General features: G+C 34.6%; 6 protein-coding genes and 1 pseudogene. 3 read left to right on the top strand and 4 right to left on the bottom strand.

From position 1 onward, the window contains the following. Window positions 1–13: 13 nt before the first annotated feature. Window positions 14–1,486, bottom strand: a complete 1,473-nt coding sequence (locus AACK98_RS03390; RefSeq protein ID WP_339042290.1) for a hypothetical protein — start codon at window positions 1,484–1,486, stop codon at window positions 14–16. Window positions 1,487–1,792: 306 nt separating this feature from the next. Here AACK98_RS03390 and AACK98_RS03385 point away from each other — a divergent pair, with 306 nt between their 5' ends. The 3 genes and pseudogenes from AACK98_RS03385 to tnpA all read left to right on the top strand — a co-directional run. After that, the gene (locus tag AACK98_RS03385; protein WP_410519994.1) at window positions 1,793–1,996 is read left to right on the top strand and encodes a twin-arginine translocase TatA/TatE family subunit; all 204 of its coding nucleotides are present in this window, start codon (window positions 1,793–1,795) and stop codon (window positions 1,994–1,996) included. Window positions 1,997–2,019: 23 nt separating this feature from the next. Continuing rightward, the gene (gene miaB, locus AACK98_RS03380; protein ID WP_339042288.1) at window positions 2,020–3,369 is read left to right on the top strand and encodes a tRNA (N6-isopentenyl adenosine(37)-C2)-methylthiotransferase MiaB; all 1,350 of its coding nucleotides are present in this window, start codon (window positions 2,020–2,022) and stop codon (window positions 3,367–3,369) included. Between the two features lie 355 nt (window positions 3,370–3,724). Further along, window positions 3,725–4,084: pseudogene (gene tnpA, locus AACK98_RS03375) on the top strand (IS200/IS605 family transposase); the annotation flags it as partial. A 138-nt stretch (window positions 4,085–4,222) separates the two neighbouring features. On the opposite strand, the gene AACK98_RS03370 reads toward tnpA, so the two are convergent. The 3 genes from AACK98_RS03370 to secD form a co-directional block, all read right to left on the bottom strand. After that, the gene (locus tag AACK98_RS03370; RefSeq protein ID WP_339042286.1) at window positions 4,223–6,400 is read right to left on the bottom strand and encodes a hypothetical protein; all 2,178 of its coding nucleotides are present in this window, start codon (window positions 6,398–6,400) and stop codon (window positions 4,223–4,225) included. 589 nt (window positions 6,401–6,989) lie between these two features. Further along, the gene (locus tag AACK98_RS03365; protein WP_339042284.1) at window positions 6,990–7,727 is read right to left on the bottom strand and encodes an ABC transporter substrate-binding protein; all 738 of its coding nucleotides are present in this window, start codon (window positions 7,725–7,727) and stop codon (window positions 6,990–6,992) included. Between the two features lie 232 nt (window positions 7,728–7,959). Beyond that, a complete protein-coding gene (gene secD / locus AACK98_RS03360; RefSeq protein WP_339042282.1) occupies window positions 7,960–9,474 on the bottom strand; it encodes a protein translocase subunit SecD in 1,515 nt (504 codons plus the stop codon). Window positions 9,475–20,285 lie beyond the last annotated feature (10,811 nt).

The raw sequence follows: 20,285 nt of genomic DNA, 5'->3' as shown, positions 1-20,285 counted from the left end.
TGCCGGTATAAATTTACCTTGAAGCTCCTCTGTTTGTTGTTCTAGATGCTATTTCTGTTCTTTCCTGCCAACTATGACTTTTGTCTTGATTTTCCTTCTCATGATCTCTTTCTTGTTTAGCATGTAGAGTTTGCAACTCACTCATGACAGTACCATGCAACATTATAAGATCTTTTCTGTGTTCCGAAGGAACATTTTTAATTACTGCTCTAACTTGTTCCTCTAACATAGCGATAGTTTCTTCTCTCAGCTGCCCTTTCATTATTTTTATTGACTCATCAGCTTTAGTATAATGCACAGCAATATCTTCAGAATGGTCTTTACCGACCTCATCATGTCTGAGAAAGCAATCTCTTATCTGCCTAAGTGTGTCATATATACTAGACAAAGACTTCTCAAGCTCAATATTTGCTTTCGCGCTAACGTTTACACAACTTTCTTTAACATTAGCAATAAATTCAATTAATACTGTTTCAACATATTTTAAAACAGAGATGTTCTCCTGTTGATTATCTTGTGATTTACTAGTATCTATTTGCTGAGCCATTTTTAATAGTTCGGAGTTTTCTTGTATAGAGTCATTACCCTGCACATGCGATAAAATAGCTTCTTTTAATGGAATTTGACTAGTCAGATCTTGAGTCCTAAGCGCCATAACATATTGACCATAAGGCTTAGCAAGTTCAATATGTTTTGCAAGTATATCTCCTGCCTCATGTGACATGACTTCACTTGGCATCTCTAGCATGTTCTTATACATAACAAATGATATACTGTACGCTATATTACGGTTTGCTATATAATCTGCTATCTCTTTTCTGTTATTATCAACATCATAATTTGCAAGCACTTCATTTACCTGCTCTATCAAGTCTTTTTCGTTACTGTTTGGCAGACCTACAAGTGCAGATCTTATGTTTGACTTAAGTACGTCATCTCTCGTAAATAACTTTTCTAGTAAATTTTCCATCGCGTTAGATGCAACTTCATTTCCCGCTTTAAGATTTTGATTCTCAATGATCTTAGCGATATCCTCAGAGAGCATATGCCTTATATTTTCTTCAGGCATTTTTAATATTGATTCTGTAAGCCTATCACTATAATTAGAATAACAAGCCAATATAGCCGGATCTATCTTTACTGTGCCAAACTTCTCAGGACTGTCTTGCAGTTCCAAATATCTTTTTCCAATTTCTTTCATGCATGTGTTTACAAGGAGATATAATTGAGATTGCTCTCTTATAAGTACAGGCGCTTCAAACGCACTAAGTTCCTCAGAAAATGCACGATCTATATGAGCAGAAAATAAGTTTGTTGTAAATTTTGTTAATTCCTCAGTACTACACGCTGGTATAATCTCTTCTCGAAATGCTTTCAGTTTATCTCTAGGAAGTGTATTGAAGTTTATAAAATCATCATCAGTTAACTTGTTTGCTTCTACACCCTTGATAAAATCAACAATATCATACCCAACACCTTCAGACATAAACGAACCTCCAGATAATGCTATAAGCTATGTTGTCATTCTAGAACATGTTAAACATTCTAGTAAACTAAAAGTTGCAATAAGCGTGTCAAAATATATCTATGATAATAAATGAAGAATTGGTATTTGCACTGTTAACAATGCCACAGAATATTTACTAAGTACTATTTTGATTCTATACGATTCTCATTTAGATTTAATCTTTTGTTTGCTTAATATCATTAAAAATGCTAGCATGTGCAATGCTCTACATGTGGATTTTAGCTATTATATTGCTATTTTTTGAGCATGTTCCTTGCTTTTTCTATGTTGACTTTGCTTATTTTTAGGAGGTACGCAAAAATGGGCGGTCGTTTTGGAGAGTTATTGCTAATCTTCTTAATAGTGCTTGTCTTATTTGGCGCAGGGAGAATACCAAAGATCATGCGCGATATAGGAGCCGGCTTAAATGCATTTAAAGATGGCATGAAGCGTGGAAAAGACGAAGATAAATCTGATAATCAGAAATAAATAAAAATCATACATAATATAAAATGCTGTCTAACTTGCGTAAGCTATTCATAAAAACGTATGGCTGCCAGATGAATTTCTATGACTCTGAAAAGATGGTGGAACTTTTAAGGCCACATGGTTTTACTATTACAGAATCTGCATCTGATGCCGATCTATTTATATTGAATACTTGTCATGTAAGAGAGAACCCTACTGAAAAAGTTTATGCAGAACTTGGCAGGATCAGAAAAATCAAGGAGACAAGAAAGAAAAAAGGCGATGATGTTGTAATAGCTGTTGCAGGCTGCGTTGCTCAAGCTGAGGGAGAGGAAATCTTTAAGCGTGCTAAATTTGTTGATGTTGTTGTTGGGCCACAATCTTATCACCATCTTCCAGTTTTGATCGAACAAGCAAGACGTGAAAAAAAGTGGGCTATCAATCTTGATTTTTTAGAAAATGTAAAGTTTGATTCTGTAAAACAGCTGGGCGAGCAAACTACATGTAATGTCTCATCTTTTCTATCTATACAAGAGGGATGTGATAAGTTTTGCCATTTCTGTGTAGTACCTTACACGCGAGGTCCTGAATATTCAAGACCTGTGCATGAAATATATAGAGAAGCTCTGAATTTGGTATCACGATCTACAAAAGAGATTACATTGCTTGGACAGAACGTGAGCGCTTATAAGGGCACAGCACCTGAGGATAGATTATTTAGCATAGCTGATTTAATCGAGCATATTGCAAAGATAGATGGACTAGAACTTATAAGATATACAACTTCACATCCTCGTGATATGGAAGACAACAAATTATTTGAGTTGCATGCTAGTGAGTCGAAACTTATGCCTTTCATACATCTTCCAGTACAATCTGGTTCTGATAAAATATTGCGGACAATGAACAGAAAACACGATAGAAAACTTTATGTTGATGTAATATCGCGTTTTAGGAAAGCAAACTCTAACATACAGTTTTCATCTGATTTTATTGTTGGATATCCAGGTGAAACTGAGCAAGACTTCTTGGAAACCATATCACTTGTCGAAGAAATAGGATATACGCAATATTTTGCATTCAAGTATAGTAGACGTCCTGGCACTCCAGCTTCTATATTAGAAAACCAGATTTCAGAGGAAGTAAAAAATGAAAGATTAGCAAGGTTACAGGAAGTATTAAATCGCCAGCAACTTGATTTTAACAGAAGTATGATAGGTAATAGCCTTGACATTCTTATATACAAGAATGGTAAAAAAGATGGCCAGCTTTTGGGTAAATCTCCATATATGCAATCTGTAATAATTGACGATTGTAATGCAGACCTTATGAATAAAATGGTCAAAGTCAAAATCATTTCTGCATCACAAAACAGCCTAGTTGGCATGATTTAAAATATCTTAATACGCCATAAACAAAACTTGTTGCTTTGATTGTTTTCATTTTGCTGAATATATATTATTACTCCACAAAAATTTATTTGCATAGCAAATCAATTTCTGGCGGATGGCCCGTACTAGCTAAAGAATGAATAAAGCTGATGATAAATGGCAGATAAACATAGTTTAATTCAAGTATGAAAACTATGTTCATTTATCAGTGCTTGCAAGAAGCATAGCAAGCATTTTTTATGTAGTTATATGTGATATGGTTAACACCCTCGCCTTTAGGCGAACACTTTAGTATTAGTTATCTAGGAAATGTGCTAAGGGAGGACGAATGGAATATAGGAGATGATCCCACAGCCTATATGACCTAAAGTATCATATAGTATTTTGTACTAAGTATAGGTATAGAGTTTTAACTGGGCAAGTTGCGATTAGAACTAGGGAAGTAATCCGAGAAATATGTGCTGCTAATTACATAAATATAATTAGTGGCAGTATGAGTCCTGATCACATACATATATTAGCATTGGTTCCGCCTGGTATATCAATATCTAAAGCTGTGCAATATATTAAAGGTATAAGTAGTCGTAAGTTGCTACAGGAATTTGCACTGCTCCGTAAGCGGTATTGGGGGACAACATCTTTGGGCCAGAGGGTATTTTGTTGTGACAGTTGGCAATGTGAATTCAGAAGAAGTGCAAAAATATATAGAACAGCATGAGGAACATCACAAAAAAGATGATTTTAGAATATCAGAGTTTTAGCGTTTACGCTTTTAATCTGCTTTGCAAGCGTTACACAAACTACCGCGCTTTAGCCGGTAGTAATTGATATCTGTAAGAAATTGAAGGTGTAACTTTTAGTGTTTGAACTGAACAGTTTTATTATTTGATGCTTGTTGTCCAACCCTGTCAGCAAACTTATTGCCAGACATTTGAGTACTTTGTACTGCTTCAACATGTGCTTTTTGCTTCAAATCTCGTGCGGCATCGTTTACTTTTTGAGCACTTTGTGTTGATTCAGTATTTTCTTTTATATTCTGTGAGTTCTGTTCATTTTTTGTGTCTTGGGTATTTCGCGTTGATTGAACATTTTCTTTTTTACTTCTTGAGTCTTGCTGATTTGTTATTTCTTGAGAACTTGGTATGATTTCAACATTTCTTTTTTCATGCTTTAATTCCTGTTGATCTTTTATCTCTTGTGCATTTTGTTTTGATACAACATCCTCTTTTTCTAAGCTAAGACTGTCTTTTTCATTTATCAAGATCTTCTTTCTTTTTATCTCTGTATCTATCAGATCTTTATAGGCAAAAAGCTGCTTTGTACACTTGCTTTCATTTATTTTTCTATAAATACCAAATACGTCAAGCATACTAATCAACCCACCAAAAGATTTCTGCTCATCTCTTTTTAAGCTTACTTTCCCACCTGTAGTAAGTATTCTTTTGAAGTATTCCGGATTTTCACGTATTATGTCTTCAACTGTTCTGCGATTTCCATGATCATCTTGATATCCTGTAAGAGTCCAAGAACCTTTCTCATTTTTATTAAAAGCAAGACTGATATCTATCGTAGTAGCATAATCCTTAAGGGATGTTTGCCTCTTCTGCATCTTTTCTATAAAATGAGTTTTTAGAGATTCTACTATACCTTCTTTATCATTAATTTTAGCGATCTCAATGGTAGCAACCTGCTTTGCAAACTCTTGCAGTGGAGCTATACCATAGTACTGACCAACTTCGTCAAAACCCTCCTTTATAGCGATGGTAAAATCGAAATCATATATATCTTTCAAACCTCTAACAAATACAGGGTGTATCCTCATTTCTTCAGGATATTCAACAAAGTGATTTGTTGGACCAAATCCAGGCAAATGACGGAAAACCGAATGCGGATGAACCTCATCCTCAAAACAACCTTTAAATGCCCAAGCAAAATCTATTCTTACCATCTTTGCTGGAACGTCTGGCTTACTTGGATCTCTAACAACACCAACATTTCCCCAATGTATATCAAAATCTCCGATAAGTAGCGACAGAGGCATTATATCAGAAAATCCACTATAATTCTTACTTGCTATCGTTTGATTAAACACACTGGCATCTTGCCCAATTAACCAAGGTCTATCTTTTGGTGCTTGCTTTCCAAGAATATTATATGCATCAACATACAAATCTTTATAATGATCGAAAAATATGGAAGCAACATATATATTGCTTCCGTCACTGTCCGGAATTCTTATGCTGCTAGAATTCTTTGCTAAAAATACCTTTGCGCCAGAATTAGGTTTTGCGTGTGCAAACATCCTGCTGCCCAGAAATTCACATATGTTACTAACATTATCAACACCACCACCTTTGTTTTCTTGCTTAATTAGAGCTGTTATCTCTCCTCTTCTATATATTCCGCCGTCTTGACCAGCGGAATTAGCTCCGCCAGATTTCCCCGCAACAAAAACAAAGTCGCTTATGTCTAATGAATCTTCGTCGTTATAGCTGATTACTCCATCTTGAAATGATTCAATCTTCCTCGAGCCATCATAAGTCTCAGAACAAACCCACTGATTATAGTTATGTTCATCCTTATATAAACCAATGACGTCTTGTATCTCTTCTTTCTTTGAATACTTGTTTATTCTATGTACATTAAAAAACTTATGCAGTGTTGTATTTGCAAGTTTGAACTTTGTGGAGCCAGTAGGTAAATTGGTAAATTCTCCATTCTTTGCGATACCATAATCTTGCCAAAACTCCACATTCTTGCCGCAAAGTTGTAGTATATCAGCATCTGACTGTTTTGGATTTTTAGAGTTTATTTCTCCTGCAACTTGTTCGATATTTTTAATATTTAACGTGGCATTTAGAACTGAATTATTATTAGATGCTTGAAATGATAATTTCACATTAATCTCTTGAGTATCTCTATCATTGTGCGCATTCACAGCATGCTTTAACAATGATACAAGGTCTGACGCTGATATCACACCGTCATCCACTACAACGCAGGGTTGGATATCTGCTATATTACCGTCCCTCACTTTTCCTCCTTAATGAATAAATAAATGCCAATTGTGTTAGCAAGCCAATATAGAATGTTACAATTTTACTAAGATTGCAAAACAAAAATTTATTAAATATTTGTTTGCGCGAAAATGCAATTATATATAAATAATGTTAAAATGATATTAATTATATATTGCGCTATACATAATCCTTTAAAGGTTAAAGGGCAATATTACAACAATACTACACCTGTAAAATAATCTATCAACTGTACATTGTAATCAAGCTTAAAATAAGAAGAAGCTACCACTGTAAGAGGTAACAGACTTATGAAGTAATAAACACGTTAAAGATTAATTATTTATTATAACAGAATCAAATCTAGAAAGTTAAAAATATGTGGCGGAATCTCTTTTCTCACTAGTATAAATAAATCTTAAAGACATCACTGAAGGTTTAACTTTAAACAATACACAAATATACAACGCATCAATTATTAGTGCAGTTCATAAGCTCTAATAGGTGAAAAGTAATAAATAATATATAAATCACTTATATCATTTATAACTTAATATCAGATGAGTAATTAAACTAAGAAAGCGCTTGTGTTTGTGGATGCATATCTTAAATTTCACCCAGCCATTTTTGAGCTAATTTTGCAATCTCTCCACTTTCATTTAATGCTCTAAGCGCAGAATTAATTTTTTCTCTGAGCTCTGAACCTTTTTTAATAGCTATTGCATAGCCAAACTCTGATTTTGCTATGCTAGTATATTCAAGCTCTATATTTTTTTGTGCAAAAGCTTGCGCTTGAAATAAATCAATTAACACGCCATCAACTCTACCTGCTTTTAGAGCTTCAACAGCTTGTGGATTATTATCAAGAAGCACAAGTTCTGTATCTTTCGCATTTTCTTTTAGCCAAATCTCCATAGTTGTTCCGAGTTGACAAGCAATTTTTTTTGTTCTTAATTGAGATTTATCAGTTATTGCTTGTTCTCCTTTGTTTGAAAGAATAGCAATCTCTTCTCTATAGTATACATCTGAGAAATCAAAGTTTTTTTCTCTCTCTTCTGTAACAGTGATTGTAGAGATGCCTGCATCAACCGCTCCACTCTGCACGGCAGCAAAGATGTTAGCGAATCTCATATCTTCAAATATAGCTTCCATATCCATTTGCTTTGCTATAAGTCCAGCTAGCTCTATATCAAATCCAATAATAGCACCAGCTCCTTCACGATATTCAAAAGGTGGATAATCCGCCGATACAGCAAATTTTAACACTTTCTCTTCATCCTTTTTGCCGCAACCTGTAATCAGAATTGCAAGGGACAAAAAAATGCTTAGTAAATATTTCTTCATTTATCTAATCTAATAAGTTCTTATACTGGTCAAATATCTTCTTATTTTGCAAGCCATATACTCGTCATACTTTTCAAAATTGGCACATTTAAAATGCTTTTCATGTAATTTTGTATATCATATGTCGCATTCTTGCTGACTTTTTTAGAAGTATCGCTTTATATGTGCATAATTAAATAATAACCCTTCATTTATCATTAATAATATATACTGAAAAATATTTATAGTTAATCTAAATAAGCTTCAAACATTTTAACTTAAAAACTCTATACCAGTTGAGTAATAAAACCTTGGACAAAAGTACAGCTGTAAACATAGAGCTGGCAATGCCTATTATTAATGTCACAGCAAAACCTTTGATAGGTCCACTTCCAAAACAATATAAAGCAAGTCCTGCAATCACGGTTGTCACATTAGAATCGACTATTGTAAAGAAGGCGGCTTTATATCCACTTGAGATGGCTGGTAACATTTTCTTTCCTAAGCGCAGCTCTTCTTTGATGCGTTCACAGATAAGAACATTAGAATCAACTGCCATACCCAGCGTTAAAACTATGCCAGCGAGACCAGGTAACGTAAGTGTAGCGTCTAAAAAGCTTAACATAGCAAATATGAAAAATATATTCATTATCATTGCTATATCTGCTATTAAACCAAATATACCATAAAATGCAACCATAAATATAATCACTACAATAGCTCCAGCAATCATGGCGCGTGCGCCTGCTTCTATGGAATCACTGCCTAAATTTGGTCCTACTACTCTTTCTTCAATTATATTTAGTGGGGTAGCAAGTGCGCCAGACCTAAGCATAAGAGCAAGTTCATTTGCAGTTTCCATAGAGAAGCTTCCTGAAATTACTCCAGAGCCACCAATGATAGGTTCATTAATTACAGGTGCGCTTATAACCTCATTATCAAGAACAATTGCAAGCATTTTACCTGTATTTTTTGATGATATATCCGCAAATATCCTACTTCCAACGCTACTTAGTTTAAAACTTACTGCAGGTTTTGATGTATTTACTACAACTTGTGCATCAATCAACATGTCACCACTGAGCATAGATTCTGATTCAACAGCCAAATAACGCTGATTGCTTTCACTGTTACCAGCACTAAACAACAGAATTTTAAACCCAATTGGAGGTCTTACCCTAGATTCCAGAAATTTTTTTGTAATTTCTAGATCCACAAGATGGAATGAAAGCTTTGCAGTGCGGCCGAGCAATCTCTTAATTTGTTCAGGTGAACTTGCTCCAGGAACCTGCAATAAAATCTGATTTTCCCCTTGTTTTTGTAGATCAATCTCCTTAGCACCTTTTTCGTCTATACGTCTTCTTATTATTTCAATGCTTTGCTCCATTATCTTGCCTTCAGCTGCTTGAAGCATATCACTATCAAGCTTTACTGATATAACATCTGTTTCAGTACGAACGCAAAAGTTTTGCCCCACAGTCTCTTTTACTTTTTTTAAGAGTTGTTCATGCAAGTCTTTTGATATTTCTTTTCTGAGCTTTAAGTTAATTCCTTGTAAATCAGGTAGTAGTTCAAATTCTACAGAATGCGTAGTATCTTTCTTGAGCTGCACCTTTAGTTGAGAAAAAGCTTGCTGCAGAACCTCTTTTCTATAATTCTCAAGGTCCGCTTCGAGCAATAAAGAAACTCCTCCTCTAAGATCTAAACCTAAATTCGCAGTATTTTTAGGCAGGTAATTAAGCAAATTACTACTGCTGCCTATAAACATACTAGGAAGTGCAAAATATATTGCAAGTAGACAACAACACCATATAAAGAACTCTTTCCACTTTGGAATATAAAACATGTAAGTAAATAAAAGTAAGTTTTAAAATTCTTGAGAAATATTGATCGTGTTTGCCATATTAATCACAATGGCAAATCAAATGAATAATCCAGGGCAATGTATCAAAAAGTATACAATTTGAAAAGCATCAAAAATAAAACTTCAGTATAAATCATGATGTTTCAAGTTCATGCATTATATGTTATAGAATTATGTCGTGTCGATACAATTTTGAATCACAAACAAACAATCAATGTATTCATCCAGTAATTTAGAAAACCTTTTTATACATCTTAGAGCACACTCAGATTATTCTCTTGGTAAAAGTACAAACAAAATTCAAGCACTTGTTAAAGAATCTCTAAAGTATAAGATGCCAGCACTTTGCCTTGCTGATTACGGTAATTTATTTGGCTCTTTAGAATTTTCCATGGAATGTGTAAAAAACGGCATCAAGCCGTTGATAGGCTGTATAATCAAAGTCTTATTACCTCAACAATTTGCTCTACAAAGTGGTAATCAATTAAATCTACACGACTTTTTTATAATAGCTAAAAACGAAAGTGGATATAGAAATTTATTATACCTTGTAAGCCACTCATTTTTGGATACAAAAGGTGATGTTAAATCTTATATTACACTAGAGCAACTATTTCAAAAATCAGATGGCATAGTGCTATTATCACCAGGCACACAGGGTATAGCAAGTGAACTATTTCATTCTGGCAAAACTGCTCAACTTGAGGAATTAGTTGTCAGTCTAAGCAAACAATTTGAAGATAATTTCTTTTTAGAGTTTATTAGGAATAGTGATAAAATAGATGTTGCGCTGGAGAATGTATGCTTAGATCTTGCATATAAATATAATATACCGATTGTTGCAAGCAACCCCATATCTTATCTCACACCAGAACTTATGGTGGCTCAAGATGCGCTGCTTTGTATAACAGAAAGTAAGTATTTGCTAGAAGATACAAGACCAAAAGCAGGCATACATAATTATTTCAAATCACAAAGCGAGATGGTGAAACTCTTCAGCGATTTGCCGGAAGCAATCGAAAACACAGCATTGATTGCAATGAAATGCTCGGCTATGGCAGAGGAGAGAGCTCCAATGCTGCCTAAGTTCACTACACAGTCACAAGACATTTCTGGAAATACAAAAAGCATTAGTGAAGCTGAAGCTCTTCGCAATGCCGCCAAAACGGGACTTGAGAATAGAATTAGTGATATCACAGATTCAAAAGAGAGAGAGGAGTATTTCTCAAGGCTAGAATTTGAACTCGAAGTTATAAATAAGATGAACTTTCCTGGGTATTTTTTGATAGTCTCAGACTTCATCAAATGGAGTAAAAGTCAAGGAATTCCTGTTGGTCCAGGGAGAGGATCGGGTGTTGGATCGATAGTAGCTTGGGCTCTTGAAATTACAGATCTTGATCCTATAAAATTTGGCCTGCTGTTTGAGAGATTTTTAAATCCTGAAAGAGTCTCAATGCCAGATTTTGATATCGACTTCTGTCAAGAGCGCAGGGATGAAGTGATAGGGTATGTACAGCAAAAATATGGCGAGGAGAGAGTAGCACAGATAATAACATTTGGAAAATTACAAGCAAGAGCAGTGCTTAGAGATGTTGGTCGTGTTATGCAACTTCCATATGGTCTTATAGATAAGATAAGCAAATCTGTTCCTCATAATCCAGCAAATCCAATTACACTCTCTGAAGCAATAAAATTAGACAAAGAATTACAAGCGCAAAGAGGAAATGATCCAGATATTGATAAATTACTTTCAATTAGCTTGCAACTTGAAGGGATAAATAGGCATGTATCAACACATGCAGCGGGAATAGTAATATCAGATCGCCCTATCATAGAGCTTGCCCCTCTTTATCAGGATGCGAATTCAACGATGCAAGCAGTGCAATATTCACTGAAATATGCTGAATCTGCTGGCCTCATAAAATTTGACTTTCTTGGACTTAAAACATTAACGGTCATTTCCAAAACCTGCTCTCTTATCAATGAGAGTATTATACAAGAAAATAAAAGTAAGGATAATCCATCATTCTTCGATATCAATAGTATTGGCCTTGACGACCAAAAAACTTATCAAATGCTCTCCAGAGGAGAAACCATAGGGGTATTTCAGTTTGAGGGTGTTGGTATGCGCGGCTCCATTAAAAATCTGAAGCCAGATTGTATTGGAGATCTAATGGCGCTTGCGTCGCTATATAGACCAGGCCCTATGGATAATATACCAAGCTATATCAAGCGAAAACATGGCCTTGAAAAGGTATCTCACATACATAAGAAGCTTGAAGAGTTACTTAGCGAAACATACGGTATCATAATATACCAAGAGCAAGTTATGGAGATTGCTAAGATCCTTGCTGGCTATAGCTTAGGACAAGCAGATTTGCTCAGAAGAGCAATGGGTAAGAAAAACAAAGCTGAGATGGAAAGATTACGTGAAGGCTTTGTGAATGGTGCTGTAAAGGGAGGAATAGAAAAACAGCAAGCACAAGAAATATTCGGCTTAGTCGAGAAGTTTGCAAGTTATGGATTTAATAAATCTCACGCTGCTGCATACTCTGTAATCTCATATCAAACTGCATATCTAAAAGCGCATTACCCACTGCAATTTTTTACAGCTTCTATTAACCTTGAGATACACGACTCAGACAAGATAAGTATGTTCTGTTCAGATGCTAGACATTTTAAAATAAAAATCTTGCCTCCTGATATCAATAGTTCCGCGGCATATTTCAAAATCGAGGGAGATGCTATAAGGTTTGGACTTGCTGGTATTAAAAATGTCGGAATTTCTGCGATGGAAATCTTAGTAAAAGAACGGCAAGAAAATGGACTATTTACCGACATTTTTGATGTACTTGAGAGATGCTCACATAACGCTATTAACAAAAGAGCTATAGAAAATCTTGCGAAAGCTGGAGCATTAAACTCTATAGCGGATAATAAAAAGCAGATTTTCTCAAATGTTGATACATTAATAAAATATTTAAATTTCTACCACAACAACTCTTCTTCACAAATAGATCTTTTTGCTCAAGACGGCAAGCAATATTGCCTCAGGCCGGAATTACAACTATGCCAAGATTGGGATCAGAAAGAAGGTTCAAAGATGGAATTTGAAGCGCTGGGGTTTTATCTATCGTCGCATCCACTGTCTGAGCACAAAGTCAAACTACAAAAAGCAAAGGTAATAACTTCAGATTTAATCGAGCACTTAGCTGATAAGAACGCTGCCAAAATGAACATAGCGGGGATTGTTATCAATAAGAAAATACGTTCCACTCCTAGAGGTAAGTTTGCATTTCTGCAACTCTCAGATCCAAACGGAATGATAGATGTTTCTATATTTAATGAACAGATTCTATATGAAAATGCAGATCTAATTGCTGAGGGGCATGCTGTATTTTGCGAAGTTGAAACTAGAAAGGATGCCGCAGGAGTTAAAATAATTATCGAAAAAATACATGATCTTGACGATTATTTATCAAAAGTTAACTCTTTTTTTAACGTTTATGTATCGAAAATAGAAGTAATAGATAAGATAGCAAATGAGATTTGCGAATCTGGAGTACAAATCAATATCATAGCAAAACTAAAATTCTCTGAGGGTACTGATCAAATTTCAGATAAAACGTTTACAATATACTTTACACATCAGAAGCAAATATTTGTGACAAAAGAGTATTTAGAGAAAATGAAGCACATAGACGGAATAGAACTTGTTGAGGTTTAGCATTTAGAATGAGTTAAATTTTATAGTCCGTTCGTTAATAATTTATTTGCATAGCAAATAAATTTTTGGCGGATAGACAAGATATAGATTTGTTCGTCGCATTTATTAACTTATTGCGACAAAACCAATGCTAGTGATAGAGATTTCCAAGTATCACATTTCATAAATTTACAAGTAATAGCTTGGACTTTTGCAGTTTAAGCTATTTTTCTTTGTAAGAAACTGCGCGGATAATTTTTGTGAATTCACGTGCATCAAGACTTGCGTTTCCAACAAGAATTCCGTCTATACTATTAATACTGCTGAGCATGCTAATGTTTGAGGAATTAACAGAGCCGCCATATAAAAATTTTATTCCTGTATAGTGATTTTTTATAACGGTTGCTACTTCATTGATATCACTTGGAGTTGGAATGTTGCCAGAACCAATAGACCATAGTGGTTCGTATGCGATTATCACATCGCTGATACTTTCTGTATCCAACAGATGAATTGAGCCATGAAGTTGCTCTAGAATTTCATTTATATAAGTTCCGCTATTTCTCTGTTGTGTGGATTCACCAACACATATTATAGGGGTCACTTTGCTCTTTAGCAATGAACATACTTTTTTTGAGATCGATAAGTTAGATTCGGGTTTTGCTATCCTGCACTCTGAGTGTCCAACTATTGAATATTTACAGCCAAGATCAAAGAGCATACGCGAATTTACCTGCCCTGTATGTGGGCCGTATTCGCAATATTCAGAAACGTCCTGTGCTCCAAGTGTAAACTTTAGCGATAATTCAGAAGAATAATTTGTGATGTTACAAGCAGCTTCTATGGAACCTAGATTTTCAATGGTGACCACTGAGTTATCATAAGGAAGAGGAGGATGTATGGAGGTACAGCTGCTTTGATATGAAGATGAGTTATTGATCATGGCAGAGACAGTGCCAAGATACACATACGGTGGACAAAAAACAACTTCTACTCCACCAATACCACATGTAATGTTACCTGTGAATGCTTCCATAACAGCGGAGACAAGGCGGGAAGCGCTGGCCTTGTCACAATTCATTTTCCAGTTTGCTACTACTAAGCGCACAAAATCGTGTTAATATAAAATTAAACGCTTTCTAGAGCTTTGATTTTTTTTGTGAGTTGGCTAACTTTTCTAGAGGCTGCATTTAGCTTCAAGACACCAAACTTCACGCCACGCATGATTTCAGATTCGACTGTGCCAAGCATTGCCCTTAAATCAGTGACGTCATTTTTTGCAATAGCAGCTTCTAACTTCTTAGTAAAAGTCTTAATTCTACTGACTCTCTGTGTATTTCTTTTTGATCTTTTTAACGAAGCGCGATGAGCCTTAATTGCGGATCTGTGATTAGCCATAAAATTTCAAAGTTACAAAATAATTATAAAGTGTTGGATTGCAATATACCAGAGGCAAATTATACAACGTTTCTACTTGCGAGTCAAGATCACCTATGCTGCATAATTGACACAATTAGTAAAGATATGGTAAGCATCTGGTTAGATGAGCTTGTATATTGATAGCTATATCCTGAGCAGAATAATGTTATTAATGCGATTTGCCAATTCCTAAAGTTTTTGAAATATAAAATTCAACGATTTTTGCAAAGTAGATATATTGCAACCCACTACTAAAAGTAGCAAAATGGTATAGCACTTTGTCGGCAGTGCCTAGGTTATCTTATATCAAAAAATTGCTGTGACTTCTTGTATTATAAGAAAAAAAATATCACTTTTTATAGCTTTTATGTCTAAAGATATCCCAAAAAAAGATATATTGGAGTGGTTAAAGCTCTTAGAGGATAAAGAAATTAAGGAGAGTAAGAGTCACTTAATTAAAAAATCTTCAATAAAATTATATCAGGAAGATATAAACCACTCTTCGATTGAAGAATCTTATAAAGGGTCTAATGACATAGCATTATATGATAATAATATCTATTCTCTTAAAGAATTAAAGGAAAAACAATATAAAGAAAAATCGTGCCTTAGACAAGAAGTGTCTAATAAGATGAATCTAAATGTCAAGAAGGTTGAGAAATTACACCTTACTCATACTTTGAAAACAGCCAGATTATTAGAAGAGTATAGAGACAAATTACTTATTGCGCATAATTCATGCCTTTCTCATAAAAAAATTAGAAGCATATCATCAGGAAAGTGCAACATAGATTCTTCAATTGATTTGCATGGATATACTATAGAATCTGCATTTTATATGTTTGAACAATTTGTTACTGCAGCATATTTAAACGGACAAAGACTGCTTCTTGTAATCACAGGAAAGGGTAGGGCAAAAAGATGTGATTTAATAAAAAATGATACAATTAATGGCATGATACAAGAATGGGTCAATATAAAGTCTATGAAAGATAAAATACTGTATTTCAGCCATGCAGCCCAGCATCATGGAGGAAGTGGTGCATTTTATATTTTTTTAAAACGAAAGCGCGGATAATAAATATTAAAAATAACTGTGTATTGACTCTATAACACTTTTGATTAGTATCGGGTCTTGTCTTCCTGGAATAGATTCAATTCCGCTTTCTACATCTAATATCTTAGCGCTTGTTTCTCTAACTATATAGTGAAAATTATACCTAGAAATGTCACCAGATAATATCCATGGTTTGTCTGTATCTATTTTTTGAAAGATGTTCCAATCCGTAAATTCTTCAAATTGGTTTGATCGTTTGAACAGAAACATATCAACTACGTCGTCATATGGTATCGTCTTCTCAAAATCATAAAAGTTTTGTACATGAAATGTCTTGATTATTTTGCAATTGAACTGTGACTTGATAATTTTGAGCATGTCAGGTGATTCAAAGCCATTAAACTGTATATAATCTGGATGAAATAATGAAATAATATTGTTAAGCAGTAAATTTGTTACTTTATTTACAACTGCTACCTTTTTTACACTTAAAAGTGGCATATCCATGAGCATTTCCCTTGCTGCAATTGGGGTGATGCAATTTACGGATGCGGGATCAAAATGGCAACCTATATAGTCAGCGCCATTCTGTACGGCAGATAATATACTATCTCGATTGCTCAGCCCACATAGTTTTACGGCAATCTGTGGTGCTCTATACATACTTATAAATGTTTTAATCCTTCCCTTAGATAAACATAACCTGTAGCGAGTGTCAATATGGCTGCAATCCATATCAAAAATTGCCCGATTGCATCAGTATAAGGTATTCCTGTGCACTCTTCGCCGAGCAATAACACTGTGATGGCTATCATTTGTATTACAGTCTTGATTTTTGCTATATTACTTACTGGTATGCTAACTTTTGTTTCTGCTAGATGTTCCCTAAGGCCAGAAACCAATATCTCCCTACATAATATAGCAATAGCAGGGAAAACATCTACCTTATCGAAGTGTACCAGCATAAGCAGGGCAGAAGCAACAAGCATTTTGTCAGCAGTTGGATCTAAAACTGCTCCAAAGCGTGATTGTGTGCTCCAAAGTCTTGCTAAAAATCCATCAAAATAATCTGTTATGCTAGCAAATATGAATATTCCAGCCGCCATATAATGAGCAAAGTTATCTTGTAAATAAAATGACATTATAAGAATTGGTATCATGCAAATGCGCAGTAGTGTCAATATATTTGGTATATTTTTTGTCATGCTTCTACATCGTAGTTGAAATTAAACAGATTGTATTATTAATGAATCCAATAACTCCGTTAGTGAGTAACTGCATCATTTTAACTAAAATTGCAATATATAGTGTGCAAAATTAGAAATAATCGATTTACATTATTGCATATAATATGCGGTTCTATTTAAAAAGGTGCACACTTTAGTATCATATAAATGAATGCAGTTTAATATTGAATGAATCAATTTATACAAGTTATTTTTATAACTCAAATTCCTCTTCTCTCGCTCCGCTTAACCATTTTTCCAGAAATATGTTGTAATGTTCTTTATTACCTGATGTTAAGAAAGATATGATTTCTGAGATAGATTTCATATATCCGTCTCGTTTCATTTTGCCAATATGGTGCGCATAGCGCAAATATAGTATATATGTATTCAATACGTCTAATTCACAGTAGTCTCTGATTTCTTGAATTTTGCCTTCATAGTACATCTGCTCAACCATGCCGCCATCAATCTCCATTTTGCCTGGCAAGCCCAGCATTGCACATACTTCATTCATCCTCACTCTTGCTGAGCTTCCAAAATCTGAAAATGCTTCTAGCAAGTCACAATGCCAGTCTAGTGAATATCTACTGCTGTAGTTATTCCATTTATCGCCTGACTTATAGAACCAATCTAGTGATATGTTATAAAGCATTGCTCGATATTTCAAAACAGGCATATCAAAAGTTTTGCCGTTGAAGCTCACAAATCTTGGATGTATCTTCCTCAAATATTGAAACAATCCCGTGATAAGATCTTTTTCACTAGATTCTACATTTCCTCCTGATCTTAAATCTTTTATTTTATAGTATTCAAAATCATCTTGATATTCTATATCTGCTTCTAAAAAACTTATTGCAACTACTTTATGAAATGGCTGTCTTAAGAATGAGTTTTTTCCTTGAGTAATATCCAGGTGATACTCTTTAAGTTTTTTTGTTAAAAAATCTCTGCTGGTCTCGGAATTATCAGCATCTGCTTCATCTGATATTAAATTTGATGCAGCAACCAAATCAGGTATAGTTTCGATATCAAAAACGAATAATGTTTTGTGTTTCAATGTTTATTTTCCTATACAAAAGTTACTAAAAATGCGGTCTAACAGCTCTTCGACATTAACTTTTCCTGTTAATCTGCCAAGAGCGTCTGCAGCTAATCTTACGTCTTGAGCTGCAATTTCCAAGTGTTTTTCTAAAGAGAATAAGTTAAGATGTGAAACGCAATCATTTAATGTGTGGATATGTCTTAGCTTTGTGATCACAGGTTCTGTAGCTGATATATGGTACTTAGCTTTAATCAATAGCAATAATTTTTCTGTAATGGAATCAAATGCAGTGCTTTGATCTATTAGTGAGATTGGAATCATAGTGCATTCTGGAATACCAAGATTCAAGATTGCGTTTTTAACTTCTTGTGCTGGTGGTTTAAGATCTGACTTATTTAAAAGGCAAATTATGGAACTTGATATATCATCTCTTGATATTGAGAAATCTCTGATTAGTTCTGCTGAGTATGATAAATTAGATTCGCAACTTGCATCAAATACAAAAATTGCTACATCTGAATTTAATAATGATTTTTTAGCTCTTTTTATTCCTTCTTGTTCCAAAGGATCTATGGTTTCCCTGACTCCCGCTGTATCTGCAAAAACAATTGGAAAGCCTCCTATGTCAACTTTACTTTCTATAATATCGCGCGTGGTTCCTGCTATATCAGATACGATAGCAGCGTCTCTTTGAGAAAAAATATTAAGTAAAGTGGATTTTCCGGCATTAGGCGGCCCAATGATTGTCACTCTAATTCCATCATTTAATGAGGTGTTATTCTGGTTTGTCTTGATGTATCTAGCAATCTCTGACTTTAATCTTAAAACCTCAGCATTAACATTATTCAGCAATTTATCTGGTATATCATCTTCAGGAAAGTCTATCAATGCCTCTAAAGTAACGAGTATATCAATTAGTGATGATCTCCATGAATCATATAAATTTTCAAGTTCTCCAGAGAGGTTGCGTATTGAAATGGATTTTTGTAACTCTGTTTGTGCGTCTAACAAGTCTGCTAGTGCTTCTGCTTTTGTGAGGTCGAATTTAGAGTTATAAAATGCTCTTTTGGTGAATTCCCCTGGTTCTGCAAGGCGCAAAAAATCTAATTTGTGTAATTCTTTTATCAAGTCATTGATCACAGCTATGCTGCCGTGCACATGGAGTTCTAAAACATCCTCACCAGTGAAACTTGCGGGACTTTGAAAAAAAATTGCTATTGCATCATCTATTATATGACTTTTATCTACTGAAAACAGGCGACTCAATGTTGCTCTTCGATTAATTAGCTCATCCTTTCCTCCTAGCTTGCTATATGTTAGTTTAGCATCTGGCCCTGAGATTCTTATCACTGCGACTCCAGATTTGCCGAATATGGTAGAAAGTGCAAATATAGTGTGAGACATACTTTGTTATAGCTACATATGGCCTAAAACGGCTTTAATACCGCAAGAAGAACTATGAAAATCATAAGTAGAGATGGTATTTCATTTGCTACTTTAAAAAATCTTGGTGTTCTATTATTAGCACCAAGTGCAAACCGTTTTGCAAAGCGCCACATTATGTGATGAAATGCAAGTAGAATGAATACGAAAAACAGCTTTATATGGAGCCATATGCCGCTCTTAAATCCAATTATATAAATCAAGGCAATTCCAAGGAGTAGTGATAAAATCATGCTAGGGGTCATTATATACATAAAAAGGCGTCTTTCCATGGTTCTAAATATCATATCTGTTTCAGAGCCTACTCTTGTATTGGCATGATACACAAAGAGCCTTGGTAGATATAGCAAGCCAACCATCCAGCATATTACTGCAATAATATGAATAGATTTTATAACTAAATAGTATCCGGAAATCATAACTTTAAATACCAAGAGATATTATCTGACCAGTAATTGAAGGTGTTTTTATTATAAAATCTAAAGTGCTAGCAATCTCATCGCATTGAACTTGTCTGCCTAGTATAGATTTTTTAATTTCATTTTCAAAATTTTTTTGACTCTGTTGTTCGCTTTTTAGTGCATATCCAACTGCTATGCCATTCACTCTGATTTTTGGTGCAAGCTGTCTAGCTGACGTTTTGGTAAAATCTGTAAGCGCTAATTTTGTTAGCCTATACGTGCAAAAATTGTTCGCTGAAGAGTATGCATTGCAATCTAACATATTTATTATGTTTAGGTTAACATTTTTAGGGAAATTTTGTCTTGCGAACAATGATGTCAGTATAATAGGAGCTGTCAGGTTCGTAGCAAGACAAGA

The sequence above is a fragment of the Candidatus Lariskella endosymbiont of Hedychridium roseum genome, from assembly GCF_964020185.1.
Taxonomy (GTDB): domain Bacteria; phylum Pseudomonadota; class Alphaproteobacteria; order Rickettsiales; family Midichloriaceae; genus Lariskella.
This window is presented reverse-complemented; position numbering and strand designations above follow the sequence as displayed.

Coding starts and splice junctions, on each gene's coding strand:
- AACK98_RS03365 (WP_339042284.1), bottom strand. CDS start 7,727: ATGAAGAAATATTTACTAAGCATTTTTTTGTCCCTTGCAATTCTGATT.
- miaB (WP_339042288.1), top strand. CDS start 2,020: ATGCTGTCTAACTTGCGTAAGCTATTCATAAAAACGTATGGCTGCCAG.
- AACK98_RS03385 (WP_410519994.1), top strand. CDS start 1,793: ATGTTGACTTTGCTTATTTTTAGGAGGTACGCAAAAATGGGCGGTCGT.
- secD (WP_339042282.1), bottom strand. CDS start 9,474: ATGTTTATAGGCAGCAGTAGTAATTTGCTTAATTACCTGCCTAAAAAT.
- AACK98_RS03390 (WP_339042290.1), bottom strand. CDS start 1,486: ATGTCTGAAGGTGTTGGGTATGATATTGTTGATTTTATCAAGGGTGTA.